Below are 17,754 nucleotides of genomic sequence, written 5' to 3' on the forward strand. Positions count from 1 at the left end.
CTGTCCATTCAATCAGGATTCCTGTGAATGGTTAGCGCATGATTCTACGCAGTTTTTAATGGCTCGGGCGAATTCGCGACCGGTTTGATAGCGGTCTGCCGGATTTTTGGCCAGCGCCTTGTCAATGACGGCCGACATGCAGGGTAACTGCGCTTCCAGCTCCGGACGCTTGCTGAACAGGAGAGGATGCGGCTCATTGGTGATCTTGAACATCAGGGCGGCCATGGACTCGGCGCGGAAGGGCGCGGTGCCGGTGAGCAGCTGATAGAACATGACGCCAAGGCTGTAGAGGTCGGAACGGCCATCCACCTTTTGTCCGGCCAGCTGCTCCGGCGACATGTAGGTGGGGGTGCCCAACACTGTGCCGGTCTTGGTCTTGCTGGAGTCGGTGATGCGGGCAATACCGAAGTCGGTGATCTTGATCTCGCTGTTTTCCGGGTTGTACATGATGTTGGCGGGTTTGATGTCGCGGTGCACGATGTGGAATTCGTGCGCGTAATCCAGCGCCAGCGCCGATTTGTGGATGATGTTGATCACCTTCGGCACCGGCAGCAGGGCGTCCGGCTTCACATAACGCGCCAGGTCATGGCCTTTCAGGAATTCCATGGCGATGTAGCACAGGTCGTGTTCTTCACCCGCATCGTAAATGGTGACGATGTTGGGGTGATTGAGGCGGCCGGCGGTTTCGGCTTCACGGAAGAAACGCTCCTTCACTTCGGCCAGTTCGTCGTCTTCGAACTCGTCCTTCAGCGCCATGGTCTTGATGGCCACCACACGGTTGATTTTCGGGTCCTTGCCCAGATAGACCACGCCCATGGCGCCCTTGCCCAGTTCCTTTTCCACCTGATAGCGGCCCAGCATCGGTTTCTCGTTGCTGTTCGGGTCCATGATCATGGTGGCGTTGCTGGCGCTGTTGGAGCTGCCGCCGAAAATGACGGTTTCTTCCAGTTTCTGGGCACGCATCAGTTTTTGTTTCAGGTCGCGGAAGTCCGGGTTGATCTCGGAGGCATACTGGTAAACCGAGACCGCCTTGTTGAACTGGCGCTTGCGTTCATAGTCCAGGGCCAGGTTGTAGAGCACATCCAGCAGTGACTCCTCACGCGGGCATTTGCGGAACTTCTCGAAGGCCATGTCCAGCTGGCCGGCCTGTTGCAGGGCCAGACCCAGTTGACGGTTGGACTCGGCGGATTGTGTGTCTGAATGGAAGCGCGCCTTTTCCGTGACCAGATAGTGCTTGGTGGTCATCAGCACATGGCCCAGCACCACCAGGATGGCGGGCAGCATCAACGGCACCCAGGTGGCGGAGCCGGTCATCAGCGTAAAATGGATAATGAACACCACGATCACGAAACCGGCGGAGGCCATGACCGCCTGACCGGCCTTGAGGCGCGGCAGCAGCAGCATCAGGTACAAGGCCGCCACCAGGAACAAGCCCCAGCGCAGGGCGGTGCTCCATTCCGGCACCAGGTAGAAGTTCTGGTTGAGGATGCTGGCGACGTTATGGGCCAGGATCATCACTGGTTCCATGGCCGGGGAGATCGGTGTCACCTGCGGCGAGCCCAGCCCGTAGGCGGTGGGGCCGATGATGACGATCTTGTCCTTGTACTTGGATACCGGAATCTTGCCGGACACCACGTCATAAAACGAGTCGACAGTGAACGGGGAATGGTCGCTGACGTCACCGTAGTAATAGGTGCGCATCTGCGAGAATTCATCGGTCTTGATCTTCAGTTTGCCGATCTGGACGTTTTCGCCCAGGCTGAGCTGAATGTCTTCCGGCTTCAGGTTCAGGCTCTTGGCGGCCAGCATCAGCGACAGCGAGGGGTAATACTGGCCGTCATAACGCACCACCAGCGGTTCGGTGCGGATGCCGCCATCTTCATCGGGATTGATGCTGAGGTGGCCCAGCAGCGCGGCGCTGGAACCCAGGTCGGCAATGGGTGGCACAGCCTGCATCGTTTCCGGCGGCAGGCGACCGGTTGCAGTGGCGTCGATACGGTCGGTAATGGCGGTGACCTGGTTCCGCTGCACGTAGTCCGGCAGCGGCTGGTCGGGATGACCCTGCATTTCGCCCAGGACGAACTGCACGGGCAGCACCACGTTCTTGGCGGCGCTGAAAGCGTCGGCCAGTTGCTGGTCGGTGTTCAGGGCTGATTCAGCCTCTGCCAGTTTCATGCCCAGTTCACCGACAGCGGGATTATCGGACAGGGGAGGCGCTGACAGTTGTTGGCCATAGAATTCGTTGAGTTCGCGGAGGTATTTCAGTCCGGGGTCCAACTGCGGTTCGGAGAGGAAGATCGGCAAGCCGACCGCCTTGGCGCCGCCCTGATTGAGCGCACCCACCATTTCGGCCAGATAACTGCGCGGCCAGGGCCAGCGGCCGATGTTGCCGATGCTTTCGTCATCGATGGCAATGATCGCGATCTTGTCGCCCGGTTCGTGGTGACTGGAGCGCACCCCGAGATCGTAGGCATACCGCTCCAGATTCTCGAACACCGAGGAAGACGAGGCCACGGCGACCACCGTCGTGATGGCAAGAGCAAACACCCAGTCGCTCTTCCAGGAAAACGAAATTTTACGCATAGCAAACCCTGCCGCTTTTTTTGTGTTTCTAGCAGAGGCTTCTACCATGTACAAGCCGCCGGAGGCAAATAGGTGAAAATCGGATCATTGCGGCAGAAATTTCACGACGTGCTTGTCAATATGAGGCTATTGGCGCTTGCCCGTCCGGCGGCGCTGCTCTATAAACCCAAGGCATACCCTTATAAGAATTAAGCCCTTGCCGGCAAGGTTGTCAGGAGACGTCATGCTGCATTCCACGGCCATTTTTCAAGAACTCATCATGTTCTGGGACGACGACACCATCGCCCGTTCCATGCTTTACGATGACTTCGATGTCACCCTGAGCGGGCTGGTGCCCATGGCGCATTACGCCCGCGAAGAAAAAAGGGGCGCTTACCTGCAACTGGATGACAGCCTCACCGTCAAGGGTTGTGCACTGTTCACCATGCGCTTTGACCGGCAGGGTTTTCCCGAGCCGGGCTGGAACATTCCGCTGGCGCATATGGTGGAGGTGGCGGGGCTGGGGCCGGACATGGGACGCGGCCCCATCCACTTGGCCTGCCGCAGCCAATGCCCGGTGTCCTGGCACGCCCCGCGCATGTGGGACCCGCAACTCCAGGACAATCTCAATACCTTTGAGCAGATACGGATGGCCTTGCCGGCCGCCTGCCAGCGTTTCAGCCTGAAAGCCCTGCGACCGGCCTATACCGAAACCAATATTCCGGTGCTGTCCACCGATGAGCTGGTGCCGCAACTGGAGCTGGAGCCGGAACCGGTCTTCTTCCCGGTGGAAGGCGGGGAGTTGCTGCAGCAGATCAGTGACCTGCAACTGAAAGTGCAGACCCTGACCACCCAGAAAGATGAAACCATCAATGAGCAGGCCTATGTCCACCAGCAACAACTGGACATCCTGCAAACCCAGAACCAGAAACTGGTGGATCAGCAGCGGACGCAGAAAACCCAGCTGGAGGCCCAGACCGAGCGGCTGGAGTCGTTGATGGGGCAGGTGCAGAGCCTGCAGGGCATTGAGCGTCAATTGAAGGAGGAGCGCGAATCCCATGAGCGCAAGTTGCAGGAGCTGCAACAGGCCCTGAGCCGCGCCGGAGAAGCGCAACACCAGATTGCCATTCTGACCGAAGCCAAGGAACAGGAGTTCAATACCCGCCTGTCCCGCCGTGAAACCGAGCTGATGCTGGCCATGGACCGCCGGCTGGATGAGGAAGCCTCACGACATCTTCTGAGCGTCAAGTCGCTGCAAGCGGAACTGGCGGAGAAAGAGGAAAGTATTGCCGAGCTTGAGAAAGGGCTGGATGAGTTGAAGGCGGAACAAGCCCGCATTGCCGAAGCGTCGGCGGATGAATACCTGCGTGAATTGCAGGGCATGGGCATGACCTTTGTCGCCTTTCACCCTGGCGTCGGCAACCTGTCGGTACCGGTGGATGATCTGGCGGCCTATACCCGTAACCCCCCGGCCTACGTTGCCAAAAAATGCCTGGTCAGTGAAGAACATTACCGGGAGTGGATTCGCCACTACGAAACCCCGCGTTGCCTGGCCAGCATCGGCGATGACAAGTGCTGCAATGCCCGCCTGATTCGCGTGGATTCACCGGCGAAATTCATGTCCGGACAGTCCGACCGTTGCGCCCGGCATCAGGGAGCGGACACCGCCATTCTCAATGTGCTGAAATTCCAGTAGGAGATGCAACATGTTGCGCACCGGTTTGAATCTTGACGTGCTGCATAGTTTCGTCCCGCTCAACGCCTTGTCCCGCAGTCGTTTGCAGGATGTGCTGAACGGTTGCCGCATTCAGTCGCTGCCCTCCGGAACGGTGTTGTTCCGTTGTGGCGACCCGCATGTGCAGAGCATCTTCCTGTTGAGCGGTCGCCTGGAGTTGACCGAGCGCGACGGTGAAATAACGCTGCTGGATGCCACTGATATAGCCGCCAATCACGCACTGGCCCCCACCAACCCCCGCCAGTTCAACGCCACAGCCTTGAGCACCGTCAATATACTGGCGGTCAACCACCAGCGCCTCTACGACGCCCTGTTGTGGGAGCAAAGCCTGTCCAGCCTGGCGCAGACCCTGTTTGCCGAGCTGCCGACGGACATCGACCGCGACTGGGTGGTGCGCCTGCTGCAATCACATGTGTTTTATCGCGTGCCGCCCATGAACATCCTGGCCCTGATCCGCGCCATGACCCCGATGAATGTCAGCGAAGGGGAGGTGATTGTGCGTCAGGGCGAACAGGCCGACAGTTGCTATTTCATCCGCGAAGGCCGCGCCGTGGTGGTGCAGCACGAAGGCCGTGAATCGGTGACCATGGCCTATCTGGGCAAGGGCCAGTATTTCGGGGAGGAGGGCCTGCTGCAGGATGCGCCGCGCAATGCCGATGTCACCATGCTGGAAGACGGCGTGTTGATGCGGCTGGAGAAAAAGGATTTTGACGGTTTGCTGAAAGCCCCCAGTCTGGCGGCGGTTGATTTTCCGGCAGGGGAACGGCTGGTGGCGCTGGGCAAAGCGGTTTGGCTTGATGTGAGGCTTCCCGAGGAGTATAAGCAGGGGCATCTCCGGGAGGCCCTGTCCCTGCCGTTGCAGGATATCCGGCACAAGGCGCAGCAACTGCCGACGGACCGTCAATATCTGGTTTACTCCTACAGTGAGCAGCGCAGCACCGCCGCCGCATTCCTGCTGGGTGTTCAGGGCTTCAATGCCTCCGTTCTTGCCGGGGGCCTGTGGACTTTGAGTCCTGAACAGCGTCAGCAGAATCTGGTAGTGGAATGAGCAAAGAGACTTTTCGCAATGTCGGTCTGGTGGGTCGTCCCGGCAAGGCTTCCGTGGTGCAAACGCTGGAAGTGCTGGAAAAATACCTGATCGACACCGGTGTCAAGGTGATCTACGACGAAGACACCGCCCGCCTGATGCCGTCGATGAGCCAGCAGGTTTGCTCCCGCGCGTTGATGGGCGAAGTCTGCGATCTGGTGATTGTGGTGGGTGGCGACGGTTCGCTGCTGCACGCCGCCCGCGCGCTGGCGCGGCACAAGACGCCGGTGCTGGGTGTCAACCGCGGCCGCCTGGGCTTCCTCACCGATATTTCCCCCAACGAACTGATTCCCAAGGTTGCCGAGGTTCTGGCCGGTCATTACACCATCGATCACCGTTTTTTGCTGAACATGGAAGTGCGCAGCAACGGCAACCCGGCCCATGAGGCGTTGGCGCTGAATGATGTGGTGCTGTATGCGGGCAAGTCGGTGCACATGATTGACTTTGAACTCTATGTGGAAGGGGAGTTCGTTTACCGCCAGCAGTCCGACGGCCTGATTGTGGCCACGCCCACCGGTTCCACGGCTTATGCCTTGTCCGGCGGCGGCCCCATCATGCACCCCAAGCTGGATGCGATTGTGGCGGTGCCCATGCACCCGCATACCTTGTCCAGCCGTCCCATCGTGGTGGACGGAAACAGCGAGATCAAGATCCGCATCCTGGAAACCCGCATCCGGCCCATGGTCAGCGCCGACGGCCAGACCGGCGTTTCGCTGAATCCGGGTGACTGGGTGTATATCAAGAAGCATCCCTTCAAGCTGCGGCTGATTCATCCGCCGGGCTTTGATTTTTACGCCGCCTGCCGCACCAAGTTGGGCTGGGGCAATCCCATTCGCGGAGATGAAGAGCATGAATGAACAAACCATCGCGGCCATGCTGGAAGCCTTGACGCCGGATATTGTGGACAAGCTGCGTCTGGCGGTGGAAATCGGTAAATGGCCGGGCGGTGAGCGCCTGACGCGCGAGCAACGCGAGACTTGCATGCAGGCGGTGCTGGCTTGGGAAGTGAAGAACCTGCCGGAGCAGGAGCGCACGGGGTATATCCATCGAGGTACGAAGCAGGATGGGGAAGTCTGCGCCAGTGATGACAAGCATGATCATCAGGATGCGGATGAGCAATTGCTGAAGATCATTCACTAAGCGCTTTTGTGGCGCGGTTTCATCCTGTCGATGTTGTTGCAATCCCCCCGGCGTGAGGGGTGTCAAGGTCGTTTTTTTGCGCTACCTTCGGGTGACACTCTATCTGCCCGGGAGCGCAGAACATGTTCAATATCAAACAACTCGGTTTCGTTGCATTTTCTTTGGTGGCCTGGAGTTCGTCTGTGTTGGCGGCACCGGACACGGAGAAGGCGGATCAGTTTCTGGAATGCCTGTCGATTGCGGAAGACCAGCGCGCCCGTGATCCGGATGAGGCGATGAAGACGCATTGGGCGCAGTACAGTGAGGTGTATGCGTCGAATGTGTTTTTTTATTCGGAGGCGATTGGTTATGCGTTTGATCATATCCAGGAGAAGTTTGCGAAGTGGGATAATATGCGGAATTTTATTCCGGCGCAGTCGGTGAATAATTTGTCGCTGGCGTTGTTGAAGAAGTGTGATGAGATTGCGGTGGAGCATTTGGACCGGGTGGGGCCTTATCAGGATGCGCTGGTGGTTTATATGAAGGCGAGGGAGGAGGCGAAGGGGAAGAATTGAGGTTTTGGGGGGTAAAAATTGACCACGGCTCAGGTACTATTCGTGTGAAGGATGAAAGATTACAATGTGGTGCTTACGAAAGATAAGAGCCACATTGTTGCTGTAAAGGGCAGTTGGGGTTGAAGCAGTCATCTTCCATTGCCAGTCAGGAGTGTCATCATGTCTCAGGATCAGGTATTGCATATTCTCTTTTTGACGCTGATAACCGCAGCAAAACTTGCGGCACCCATATTATTTACGGTGCTGATAATTGGTCTTTTGGTCAGCATCATTCAGGTAGCGACCCAGATTCAGGAGATGACGCTGACTTTTATTCCAAAACTGGCGGCTTCAGTGCTGATCATGATTGTTTTTGGCGACTGGATGCTTGCAACTCTTAAGCAATTCGCACTGGAAGTAATTCAATTGTCCATAACACGCTGAGGCAGGAAGAAGGCATGTCTCCGGATACGCACCTCTATACGGTGCTACTTGCCAGCATCAGGCTTCTGCCCATATTGGTTGTTGCGCCAATCACACCATTTTCCAGGCTGCCTCAACTAGTCAGAGTCATTTTTTGCCTGGTAATGGCAACAGTGCTTGGCTGGTCTGCTAATCCGGTTGCAATCAGTGGCCTAACTCCAGGTAGCATCATCATGGAATTCTTGATCGGGATGATCATGGCATTTGGCTTTCATGCGGCGGCGGCGGCGGCAGATTTTATGGGCAAGCTTCTGGATATGCAGATTGGTTTCAATGCATCAGCAGTCTTTGACCCTTCGGGGGGGCATGCGGGGGGGATGGTTTCTGAGTTATTGCTGCTCACCATGGCGCTGGTATTTGTGAGCATGGATTTTCACTATGAGTTGCTTAGGGGACTTTCCACATGGATGAGCGTGCTGCCTCCTGGCAGCATGACCAAGCTTCAAATGAGTCCTGAAAATATTATTGTGGTGTTTTCCCAGCAATTCCTGACGGCCTTTATGATGGTGATGCCTGTTTTCTTGGGGCTGTGGCTGACGGATATTGCTTTCGCCTATATGTCCCGCTCCATGCCTCAAGCAAATATTTATTTTATGGCGCTTCCCTTAAAAGTAGGCTTGGGAATTTTATTATTGGCTATGGCATTGCCGTTCATCATACAAGGTATATCAGTCATGTATGGTCAGGCTATTCGGTTTAGCGGTCTGCCGGTGGTTCATCCATGAGTGATCAGCAAGAGAAAACAGAAGAAGCAACGCCGTTCAAGCTGGACGATGCACGTAAAAAAGGACAGGTTCCTCATAGTCAGGAGCTAGTGTCTTTTGTCATGGTCATGGTTTTTCTGGTGGTTTTTTCCGCCATCGCCATTTCAGTTGGTGGTGAATTGAAGTCCCAAGCACAATGGTGGATTGCCAATGCAGACTTTTTAGCCGGGCAACCGCTGATAAGTCCGGCTACGGCTACGATCAAGCATGTGGCGTATGCGTTGTTTCCTCTGTTTGGTTCGTTGATCCTTGCAGCAATACTGATAAATCTGTTGTTCAATGGGTTAGTCTTTTCAATGACGCCCTTGACGCCGGATTTCCGAAGAATTAATCCTGTAACTGGGCTCAAGAAGCTTTTTTCTCGTAGGATGTTGGTTGAACTGTTAAAGCTTCTGGTGAAAATGGCATTGTTTTCACTGGTTATTTACAAAGGGGGCGAGGCGTTGCTCCCCAAATTACTTGAAACAACAGCCCTGGACCCTTCCAGGCTTCCGGTCGCCATTGCTGGTTTTTTTCTACAAGTGGGGTTTTCCTTGGTCGCAGTAATGGCTATCTCTGCGTTATTTGACATGTGGTATAGCCGGAAGGACTTTGCGCGCCAGATGCGCATGAGTCAACATGAACTAAAGCAAGAGTATCGACGCAGGGAAGGTGATCCGGAAATAAAGAGTAAGCGTCGGCGCATTCAACAGGAGTTGCTGAAGAAAGTTGCTGCATTGAGGAAGGTCAAGGATGCGGATGTCATTATCACTAATCCTACCCATGTCGCCGTAGCTCTGCAGTACCGCCCAAATACTATGTTGGCCCCTGTCATTGTTGCTTCGGGCAAGGGTTTTTTGGCCATGCAAATCTGTAAGCTGGCCCGCCGCCATCGGGTTCCCATCATACGCAGGCCCCCTGTGGCAAGGAGCTTGGCAAGATGTCGTCTGGACTCCGAAATACCGGTTGAGTCACAGGCAGATATTGCTAAAGTGTACCGTTGGATTATCAGTTTACCTGGCAATAAGGTTGTTAGTCGATGAAGTCATTTGGAAACATGCTTCTTTCAGAAGGAAATGATCTGCTGCTTGCAGTTGGCATGATTGGTATTTTGATGGTTTTGTTTACTCCGATTCCCCCTGGAGTACTTGATTTCCTGTTGTTGACCAACTGCACTATTGCGCTATTGATATTGCTGGTTACTTTTTATACTGAAAAGCCGCTTAGTTTTTCAACTTTCCCGTCGCTGTTGCTGATTACTACATTATTTAGGCTTGCACTTAATATTTCTGCTACTCGTTTGATTCTGGATAGTGGAAATCCAGGCAAGGTTATTTCCGCCATCGGGGCGCATGTTGTCGGAGGGAATTACATTATTGGCTTTGTAGTATTTCTTATTCTGATTGTTGTTCAATATGTAGTTGTCACTAATGGCGCTCAGAGAGTTGCCGAAGTGGCAGCGCGTTTTACACTGGACTCCTTGCCAGGTAAGCAAATGAGCATTGATGCGGACCTGAATATGGGGATCATTGATCAGGATGAGGCCAAGCACCGCAGGTCACAACTGGAGCGTGAGTCAAGTTTTTATGGCGCTATGGATGGGGCATCGAAGTTCGTTAAGGGTGATGCTATTGCCGGAATCATTATTATCCTGATCAACATCATTGGCGGTATTTCTGTTGGCATGCTGCAAAAGGGGATGAGTTGGGCAGATACACTGCATCATTATACCTTGTTGACAGTAGGGGATGGCATCGTCACGCAGATACCTTCCCTTATTATATCTGTGGCGGCAGGCATCATTATTACGCGCGCAGCCACAGATGCAAAATTAGGCCAGGAGGTTGTGAGGCAAGTGGCTTCCCAGCCCAAAATTCTTGCGATGGTTGCCATAATAACATTGATTCTCATGGCGCTTCCCGGACTGCCAATCGCACCGCTTCTGATTTTATTTGCTTTTTTCGCCACAATGGGCTGGCTGGCATGGCGCAAGCAGAGCCGGATAGCTGCTGGAGAACCCGGAGACAATGGCCATAAGCAGGAATCGTCTGAAGATAAGGATGTATATGCCTCAATGGAAACACATGTGTTCGAGCTTCGGCTGGCTTCGTCTTTAGCAGCCACGTTTTTGGCTGCCTCCAGTGTCCTCGAAACCAGAATCGAAAATCTACGAAAACAATTTGCCCGTGACTATGGATTTGCGTTGCCGGCTTTACATGTTAAGTTGGAAAAAAAACTTGGGAATAATATGTATCAAGTCGCCATTCAAGGAGCTGCCATTGCTTCCGGTGAATTGGTGATGGACCGGATATTGGCAATCAACCCGGGTGGAGATAGGGCTGATTTGGATGGGATTGAGACACTGGAGCCAACTTACGGCTTGAGCGCTAAATGGATTTCTCCAAACAACCGCAATCTTGCCAAGACTTCAGGATACACACTGGTTGACCCGGAAACTGTTCTGATGACTCATTTGTCCGAGCTTGCCAGAAAATATGCGTCGGATTTTATGACCCGGGCGGAATCTGAGAATCTGGTGGAACGAAAGCGGGCTTCATTAGGGTCATTAGTTGACGAACTTATACCGCAAGTATTGACTTATTCCGATATACAGCGGGTCTTGCAGATTCTGTTACGCGAGCAAGTTCCCATTCGTAATCTGGAACTCATTCTAGAAGTGCTGGTGGATTCCGGACGCAACCAGAAGAATCCTGAAGATCTGGCGGAGCGGGTAAGGGAGCGCCTGGGTGCAACACTCTACGAACGCTTTGTGGATGATCGCGGTGAGTTGCATGTGCTGACTCTGGCCCCGCAGTTGGAGGGTTACATGCTTTCCTCATCAAGGCGGGAGGGCATGGTTTCCCTGTTGCCATCCGGTGAGCTGGAGCGTTTTATGGTGGCCCTGGCTAAAAAAGCCGAGCAGGAACTGGGCCAAAACAGGCATCCGGTATTATTATGCGCGCCATCACTGAGGCGTGTACTTCGTGCTTTGGTGCAACGTGCGGTTCCGCACTTGGCTGTTCTGGCTGTCACTGAGGTGGGTCAGCATGCCAGAATTACATCATCGGGTATTGTTGACTTGCCAGGATTCTCAGGAATGGAGGGTGTATGACGGATCTAATCATGCAACTGGCCAGCGTCATCCAGCGAGAAGTGGATAGTGTTGGCGGTATTGCTCAAAATGCAGCGAATACTGGGACTCCGGGCTATAAAACTCAAACCAGTTTCACCCGTTTGGTACAGTCCCAGGCATCTGATCCATGGAGGGATAGTTTGGGGAAAACGTCACTTCATACTTCTAACAATTTGAGGGACGGCTCACTGAAAAACACCGGCGTTACAACGGATTTGGCTTTGTCTGGTGACGGCTGGTTTGTTGTTTCTTCGGGGCATCAATCGTGGATAACACGTGACGGTCGTTTCTCTGTGGACCCTGCCGGAGTCCTTCGCACCGCCGGTGGGTTGACAGTGATGGGTGAGCATGGACCACTAACTACCGGGACCAATGGCTTCAAGGTTGGAAATGATGGTGAAGTGGTTGCAGATGGTCATCTTATTGACCGGCTAAAGTTGATACGAGTAGTGGATGACGGAGTGTTAGTTTCCGCCGGCAACGGTCTGTATGATCTTCCTGGGAATGCATCGCCGCCATTAAAAGCCTTGGTTCATCAAGGCATGCTTGAGAACTCAAACGTTCAAGTCAGTGCCGACATGGTTCGATTGATGGAGGCAACCCGCCATATTGAAACTATGCAGCGAGCCCTGCAAGCGTATGATGCGGTACTGAATAGCGGCATTAACCAGATTGGAAAGGAATAACGAGGATAATTCAATGATCGACGCACTTTCGATAGCTGCTTCAGGGCTGGATGCAAATCAGGCTTGGATCGACAGTATTTCCAATAATATTGCCAATATGCAAACACCGGGATACAGGAAAAGCCGGGTTAATTTCCAGGATCTCGTCCAGCAGCAGTCGGGAAATCCGTTGGACAGGATGATGGAACCCAACCGTGTGATGGGTGCAGGGGTAAAGATTTCCCAGCCGGGTGTCAGTATGACCGAAGGCTCTATAAGCCAGACAAATAACCCATTGGATATTGCAATCCAAGGTAAAGGTTTTTTCGAGGTTCTGCTTCCTGGAGGAGATGCTGCCTATACCCGCGCCGGACGTTTCCACCAGAACGCAGAAGGACGGTTAGTGATAGAGGGTGACTTGGAGCTCTCAGGTGATATCCGTATTCCGCCCGATGCGGCCAGTATTTCTATTACAGCTGATGGCCGCGTTCAGGCCCGCCTGGCCGGTGTGGTCGAGCCGGTTGAACTGGGCCAGCTTCGTATCGCTCGCTTTGCCAACGGAGAGGGCCTTCAGCGGTTGAATAATGGCCTACTCCAGCCAACGCAGCAGAGTGGAGATGTGGTGCTTGCTGAACCGGGCACAAACGGTACCGGATCTCTTTTGCAAGGGCATCTGGAGCTTTCCAATGTCAATCTGGTGGAAGAAATGACTAGCTTGGTGTTGGCGCAACGTGCCTACCAGTTGAATGCCCGAATCCTGCAGGCTAGCGACCAGATTCTGGAAACCCTGAATAATCTTCGCAGGTAAAAGTCAGATGCAATTTGTGTTGTTTCTGACAATGATAGTGGCCATGGGAGGGGTTTATGCACAACAGTCCGACCCAGTTACGGCATGTTCGCTAACAGACCAAGCTCAAGTTACCTCACAATTGGTTGAGCTTATAAAAACGGATGCCAGTCAACCGTTCGAACTAATTGGACTAAGCCTGATTTCACCTTGGCCCCAAATCAATATCCAGAAAATGGAACCTGATTTACGGCAGTTGCGGAGTCGTATACCGGTTGAATTGACTGGCGTGGACTGCCAATCCCGTATGCGGAAGGTTACGGTGTGGTTTCGGTTGGAAGCCATGCGGATGGCTTGGGTCTATGGGCGACACTCCGAAGCAGATCAACCGGTTACAGTAGCTGAGCCGCAGAAAAAATTGGTGGATATGGCCGGCATTGAGTCACTCAGCCATGATTTGGCGGATAATCTTGATGGTCGATGGTTGGTTCGTAGCACACAACCAGGCCGACCTGTCTTGAATGCAGACCTTCAGGATGAGCCAATGGTTTTCAGGAACCGGAGCGTTCAGGTCATTGTGAGAGGTGGTGGTCTGCAGCTCCGGACTCGGGGAACAGTGCTACAGTCCGGACAAAGAGGCCATTCAGTGCAGGTTATGGTTGAAGGTGCAACGATCAGTACGACCGCCACCGTATCTGGTAAAGGAGAGGTGTTCATTGAGATTTAAACATTTTGCTGTATGCATGCTGATTAGCGGATCGGTTTGGGCGGGAGAAAACAGTCTGATCAATCCAGATACGTATCGTGGGTTGACCAGTGACAGGCATGCGCACCATCTCGGGGATATCCTGACAGTTCTGGTAGTGGAGTCTACTTCCGCTGAGTCTGCTGCCGGCACCGGCGCAAACAGTAATACTGCAATATCCGCCAGCGCCAGCGGCAATGAGTACAAGAACCAGGCAGCGTTGGGTATTCGTGGAGATACAGTCGGCAACGGCCAGACCAGCCGTCGCGGTCAGGTTAGAGCCAATGTTTCCGTACGCATTACCGAGCAGCTGCCTGATGGACTGTACCGTGTACAGGGCGAACAAGTGGTGACAGTAAATGATGAGCGCCAGTTGATCCGGATTTCAGGTTTGGTGAGACCGGATGATATCGGTTACGAAAACACAGTTCTCTCTTATCGGCTAGCGGAGGCCAGCATCGATATTAAGGGAGACGGTGTTGTTGCAGATGCACAAAAGCAGAATATTTTCTTCAGGTTATTTAAATGGTTGAGAATTTTATGAGGCAAGTCTTGGTGGTGCTGATGGGGCTGATGCTCATCCAGCCCGGCATGGCGGCCGGCACAGATAAAGTTCGGATCAAAGAGTTGGCTCGGATTCAAGGGATTCGCGATTACCCTTTGGTGGGGTATGGTGTGATTGTAGGTCTTTCAGGTACTGGTGATTCGGAGAAGAATAGGGTCACCAGGCAATCGCTGGTAAATGTTTTGAAGCATTTCAATGTCAGCCTGACCGAGGCGGATCTTAACAGCCGGAATACGGCTGCAGTCATGGTGACGTCACGTTTGGGGGCCTATGGAGAAGCAGGTGACAAACTGGATGTTGAGGTGGCATCGCTGGGTGATGCCCGAAGTCTGCAGGGCGGCTCTTTGCTAATGACCCCCCTTTACGGGCCAGACCAGAAACTGTATGCCTTGGCTCAAGGTGCGTTGTCGGTAGGAGGGTATGATTTTGAAGCCAACGACAGCAGTCGACGGAAAAATCATCCTACGGCGGGACGTATTCCCCGTGGCGCCAATGTTGAGCGTCACCCTGAAGCGCATGAGTCATCGGAGAAAGACAAAATTACACTGATTCTGAACGAGCCGGATTTCACAACTGCGCAACGCATTGCGGATGGTTTGACCCGTGAGTTGGCGTTAAACGGTGTAGAGGTAATTCACGGAGCCAGAATCGAGATTCCGGTGGCTGGAGTAAAGGCCAATATTCCTCAGCTCATTTCTCGAATTGAAAACATTAGTGTTACGCCGGATCATGTTGCGCGTGTCATTGTCAACGAAAAAACCGGCACCGTTGTGTCTGGCGGACAGGTTCGGATTGATGAAGTCAGTATTTCCCACGGAAATCTGAATGTTGAAATCAGCACACGCTATCAGGTTTCGCAACCGGGGTGGTTGGCGCATCCCGGTGATGGTGTTGGCACAGTGGTTGTGCCGGACACCAAGCTTTCTGTGACTGAACAAGTTCCTGTTCCGGTTCAGCTCAAGGATGGAACGACGGTAGGGGAGTTGGTGCAGGCCATGTACCGCATTCACTTGAGTACAAGGGATGTCATCACCGTGCTTCAGGCGATCAATCAGGCCGGTGCTTTACACGCAGAACTAATAATCCAATAGGGAGTTGCAAGATGGCGATCGATCCAATGACAGCTGTCGATGTTGTGAGGGTGTCCATGCAGCTGGAAGAGGCGCGTGCGAAAGTGGCTGCCAGAAATATTTCCATGGCTAATGTACCGGGGAGTCATGCTATCCGGTTTGATATTGCGAGCGCCATGCAAATGTTGCATGCGTCGTTGTCCGATGCCGATACCCTGGCAAGTGCTGTGATGGAGTTGAATAGCGAAGGCGTTGATTCACGTATCCGCACCCCATCGGGATTGTCCACCAGGATTGAACTGGATGAGGAAGTCGCTGAGCTGTCCAGCGCCAGCGGTAGATATCAGGCTTTGGCAGATGGCGTATCCCGTCAATTTGCCTTGATGCAGTTGGCAGTAAAGGGAGGGAAATGAGATGAGGCTGGATAATATCAACGAAGTGGTTAAAGCAGCGATGACCTACGAGCGTCAGCGGGTTGAGGCAGCTTCTTTCAATTTATCCATGACCAATGTGGCGATTGCAGCCGATGCTCTCAGCCCGCTTCGACAAGCTGTACTGCCATCACTGTTCAGCAGCCAGTTGGGAATACTCCCAACTGAAACCCGCTCTGTGTCGGCTCACCGCGAAGTCCATGATCCGGATCATCCCATGGCTGATGCGAGGGGTATGGTTCATTATCCTAGAGTTGAAACTGCCACCGAAATGGCCACGCTGGTTTCAGCGACAAGAGCCTATGAGGCGGATGTACGTGCTTACAACAGCCTGAGAGCCATGACACTCAAAGCTTTTGAAATAGGGAAACAATCATGAGTTTGATTACACCGGTGATGCCGGTTTCACTGGAAAGCATATCAGGGGCGGGAACCATCGGCCAGAGCGCTCCATCATCTGATTTTGGAAAAATCATGATGGATGGCTTGGCAGAGGTGGAGAAAAGCAGTCGTAACGCTTCAACGGCTCTGGCTGCATTTGCGGCCGGGGAAGATATATCCCCCCATGATCTTGTCATAGCGATGGAACAGGCCAAGTTGACGTTGCAATTGTCTATCGAAATCCGGAACCGAATGGTGGAGGCCTATCAGGAACTCTCCCGTCTACAGATCTGAGTTGAATGAATATCGTGGAAAAGCAAGATATAGTTGCATCATTGAAAAGCCGGCCGATCGGTTTGGCGATCGGAGTCACCGTCATTGTCGCCTTGTTTGCCGTTTCGGCATGGTGGGCGCTTTCGCCTTCATATGCCCCACTCTACAAAAATGCCACTGAGGCATCCCAGGCTGATATTCTGGCAAACCTTGACAGAGCACATATCCCGTATCGAATCAATACCAAGGACAATGCTATCGAGGTTTCGGAGGAGCGTCTTGGTGAGGCGCGTATGAAGCTGGCGGAAAGCGGAATTCCAACCAGAGCTGGTTCTGGATTTGAGCTTTTTGACCATGCTGATTACGGGATGTCCGAATTTACGCAAAAAATCAATTACCAGCGGGCGCTGGAGGGTGAGCTTGCACGCACCATCATGGGCATGCGGGAGATCAGGCAAGCCAGAGTTCACCTTACCCTCAAGCGTACCGGCATATACTTGACGGCTCCCGAGCAGCCAAAAGCTTCGGTCGTTATCCAGCTACGTCCTGAAGCCGTGCTTGATGGTCGCCAGGCCAGGGGAATACAGGAGCTTATCGCTTCGGCCGTTGAGGGTATGACAATTGAAAATGTTGTAGTCATGAATGAAGCCGGGCAATTGTTGAACTCCGGTGATTTAGCAGGGCAGATGCCGGATCGGCTGCAATTGGTCTCGAGAGTGGAAAACGAGCTTCGCACCAAGGCGGAAAGCTTACTCCAACATACACTGGGAGTAGACAATGGTTATGTTGCCGTTAATGTCCAGATGAATTTCGACAAGATCAAAGCGGTACGTGAACGCCCTCTTCCTGTTGCAGGTTCTGAAGATGGTTTGGTTCTGCGTGAAAAAGAACTTCACACCAGCAGCTCTGATGCAACTGATTCCGGGCAGGTCAGTGGTGGTGAAGGACGAACACAGGATACATCCGAGACAGAATATGTAGTCGGGAAGGAACACTCCGAGATTGAGTATGCGGCTGGAAAACTTGAGCGTGTGAATGTCGGGGTGGTGTTGTCTACACCGGTTGACGGAGTCAGCACAACTCAAATCCAGGAATTATTAACCACATCGCTGGGTTTGAATCCGGCGCGCGGAGATCGAATTTCGATTCTCTATGCGGCGGCCCGGATTTCTGCGCCCGTTCGTGAAACAACCGCTCCAGTCAAGGTGACCCCGACAACAGTCACTCCGTCAATACCGGTGGCGTTCTGGTGGATAGTGGCAGGCGGGCTGATTTTTTCGTTGGCCTTGCTGGCATTCATCACCCGACTCCGCCAAGGTGCTGTGACTCCGGACACCACACCAAATCTTTCCGGTGAAGATCGCGAAGCATTGTTGGCAGATTTGCGTCGTTGGCTGAAAGAACCGCAGTAGGAGTATCCA

19 protein-coding genes are annotated in these 17,754 nt (G+C 53.5%); 18 read left to right on the plus strand and 1 reads right to left on the minus strand.

Translation table 11 applies throughout. The features are described from left to right. Positions 1–12 precede the first annotated feature (12 nt). Positions 13–2,583, minus strand: coding sequence for a serine/threonine-protein kinase (locus Q7T36_RS08370; protein WP_304846459.1), 2,571 nt, complete (start codon positions 2,581–2,583; stop codon positions 13–15). Positions 2,584–2,806: 223 nt separating this feature from the next. Here Q7T36_RS08370 and Q7T36_RS08375 point away from each other — a divergent pair, with 223 nt between their 5' ends. From Q7T36_RS08375 to fliF, 18 genes are all read left to right on the plus strand, one after another. After that, positions 2,807–4,258, plus strand: a complete 1,452-nt coding sequence (locus tag Q7T36_RS08375; RefSeq protein WP_304846462.1) for a hypothetical protein — start codon at positions 2,807–2,809, stop codon at positions 4,256–4,258. A gap of 10 nt (positions 4,259–4,268) precedes the next feature. Further along, positions 4,269–5,345, plus strand: coding sequence for a cyclic nucleotide-binding domain-containing protein (locus Q7T36_RS08380; protein ID WP_304846465.1), 1,077 nt, complete (start codon positions 4,269–4,271; stop codon positions 5,343–5,345). Then, a complete protein-coding gene (locus Q7T36_RS08385) occupies positions 5,342–6,241 on the plus strand; it encodes an NAD(+) kinase (RefSeq protein WP_304846467.1) in 900 nt (299 codons plus the stop codon). Before Q7T36_RS08380 ends, Q7T36_RS08385 begins: the two co-directional genes overlap by 4 nt. Next, the gene (locus Q7T36_RS08390) at positions 6,234–6,524 is read left to right on the plus strand and encodes a YeaC family protein (protein ID WP_370690076.1); all 291 of its coding nucleotides are present in this window, start codon (positions 6,234–6,236) and stop codon (positions 6,522–6,524) included. The genes Q7T36_RS08385 and Q7T36_RS08390 overlap by 8 nt, the downstream gene beginning before the upstream one ends. Positions 6,525–6,646: 122 nt before the next feature. Next, positions 6,647–7,078: a hypothetical protein gene (locus Q7T36_RS08395; protein ID WP_304846469.1), complete on the plus strand. Its 432-nt coding sequence runs from the start codon at positions 6,647–6,649 to the stop codon at positions 7,076–7,078. 159 nt (positions 7,079–7,237) lie between these two features. Next, the gene (locus Q7T36_RS08400) at positions 7,238–7,501 is read left to right on the plus strand and encodes a flagellar biosynthetic protein FliQ (protein WP_304846472.1); all 264 of its coding nucleotides are present in this window, start codon (positions 7,238–7,240) and stop codon (positions 7,499–7,501) included. A gap of 14 nt (positions 7,502–7,515) precedes the next feature. Continuing rightward, on the plus strand, positions 7,516–8,265 hold the full coding sequence (locus Q7T36_RS08405; protein ID WP_304846475.1) for a flagellar biosynthetic protein FliR: 750 nt from the start codon (positions 7,516–7,518) through the stop codon (positions 8,263–8,265). Then, positions 8,262–9,326 carry a flagellar biosynthesis protein FlhB gene (locus Q7T36_RS08410; protein ID WP_304846478.1) on the plus strand — a complete coding sequence of 355 codons (1,065 nt, stop codon included), beginning with the start codon at positions 8,262–8,264 and terminating at the stop codon, positions 9,324–9,326. Before Q7T36_RS08405 ends, Q7T36_RS08410 begins: the two co-directional genes overlap by 4 nt. Beyond that, positions 9,323–11,395 (plus strand): flagellar biosynthesis protein FlhA, encoded by a 2,073-nt coding sequence (locus tag Q7T36_RS08415; protein ID WP_304846481.1) that lies wholly within the window; start codon positions 9,323–9,325, stop codon positions 11,393–11,395. The genes Q7T36_RS08410 and Q7T36_RS08415 overlap by 4 nt, the downstream gene beginning before the upstream one ends. 11 nt (positions 11,396–11,406) lie before the next feature. Then, the gene (locus tag Q7T36_RS08420; protein ID WP_304846484.1) at positions 11,407–12,102 is read left to right on the plus strand and encodes a flagellar hook-basal body protein; all 696 of its coding nucleotides are present in this window, start codon (positions 11,407–11,409) and stop codon (positions 12,100–12,102) included. A 13-nt stretch (positions 12,103–12,115) separates the two neighbouring features. Beyond that, a complete protein-coding gene (gene flgG / locus Q7T36_RS08425; protein ID WP_304846487.1) occupies positions 12,116–12,889 on the plus strand; it encodes a flagellar basal-body rod protein FlgG in 774 nt (257 codons plus the stop codon). Positions 12,890–12,896: 7 nt separating this feature from the next. Beyond that, positions 12,897–13,595: a flagellar basal body P-ring formation chaperone FlgA gene (gene flgA / locus Q7T36_RS08430; RefSeq protein WP_304846490.1), complete on the plus strand. Its 699-nt coding sequence runs from the start codon at positions 12,897–12,899 to the stop codon at positions 13,593–13,595. Further along, positions 13,585–14,157, plus strand: a complete 573-nt coding sequence (locus Q7T36_RS08435) for a flagellar basal body L-ring protein FlgH (protein WP_304846493.1) — start codon at positions 13,585–13,587, stop codon at positions 14,155–14,157. Before flgA ends, Q7T36_RS08435 begins: the two co-directional genes overlap by 11 nt. Then, positions 14,139–15,269, plus strand: coding sequence for a flagellar basal body P-ring protein FlgI (locus Q7T36_RS08440; protein ID WP_304846496.1), 1,131 nt, complete (start codon positions 14,139–14,141; stop codon positions 15,267–15,269). Before Q7T36_RS08435 ends, Q7T36_RS08440 begins: the two co-directional genes overlap by 19 nt. A gap of 11 nt (positions 15,270–15,280) precedes the next feature. Beyond that, entirely contained in the window at positions 15,281–15,661 is a 381-nt protein-coding gene (locus tag Q7T36_RS08445; RefSeq protein WP_304846499.1) for a hypothetical protein, read from the plus strand. Position 15,662: 1 nt separating this feature from the next. Continuing rightward, positions 15,663–16,058: a flagellar basal body rod protein FlgC gene (locus Q7T36_RS08450; protein WP_304846501.1), complete on the plus strand. Its 396-nt coding sequence runs from the start codon at positions 15,663–15,665 to the stop codon at positions 16,056–16,058. Beyond that, entirely contained in the window at positions 16,055–16,354 is a 300-nt protein-coding gene (gene fliE, locus Q7T36_RS08455; protein WP_304846504.1) for a flagellar hook-basal body complex protein FliE, read from the plus strand. Before Q7T36_RS08450 ends, fliE begins: the two co-directional genes overlap by 4 nt. A 5-nt stretch (positions 16,355–16,359) precedes the next feature. After that, on the plus strand, positions 16,360–17,745 hold the full coding sequence (gene fliF, locus Q7T36_RS08460) for a flagellar basal-body MS-ring/collar protein FliF (protein ID WP_304846507.1): 1,386 nt from the start codon (positions 16,360–16,362) through the stop codon (positions 17,743–17,745). The last annotated feature ends 9 nt before the right edge of the window (positions 17,746–17,754 follow it).

Origin of the sequence: Fluviicoccus sp. (assembly GCF_030646115.1) — a bacterium.
Taxonomy (GTDB): domain Bacteria; phylum Pseudomonadota; class Gammaproteobacteria; order Pseudomonadales; family Moraxellaceae; genus Fluviicoccus.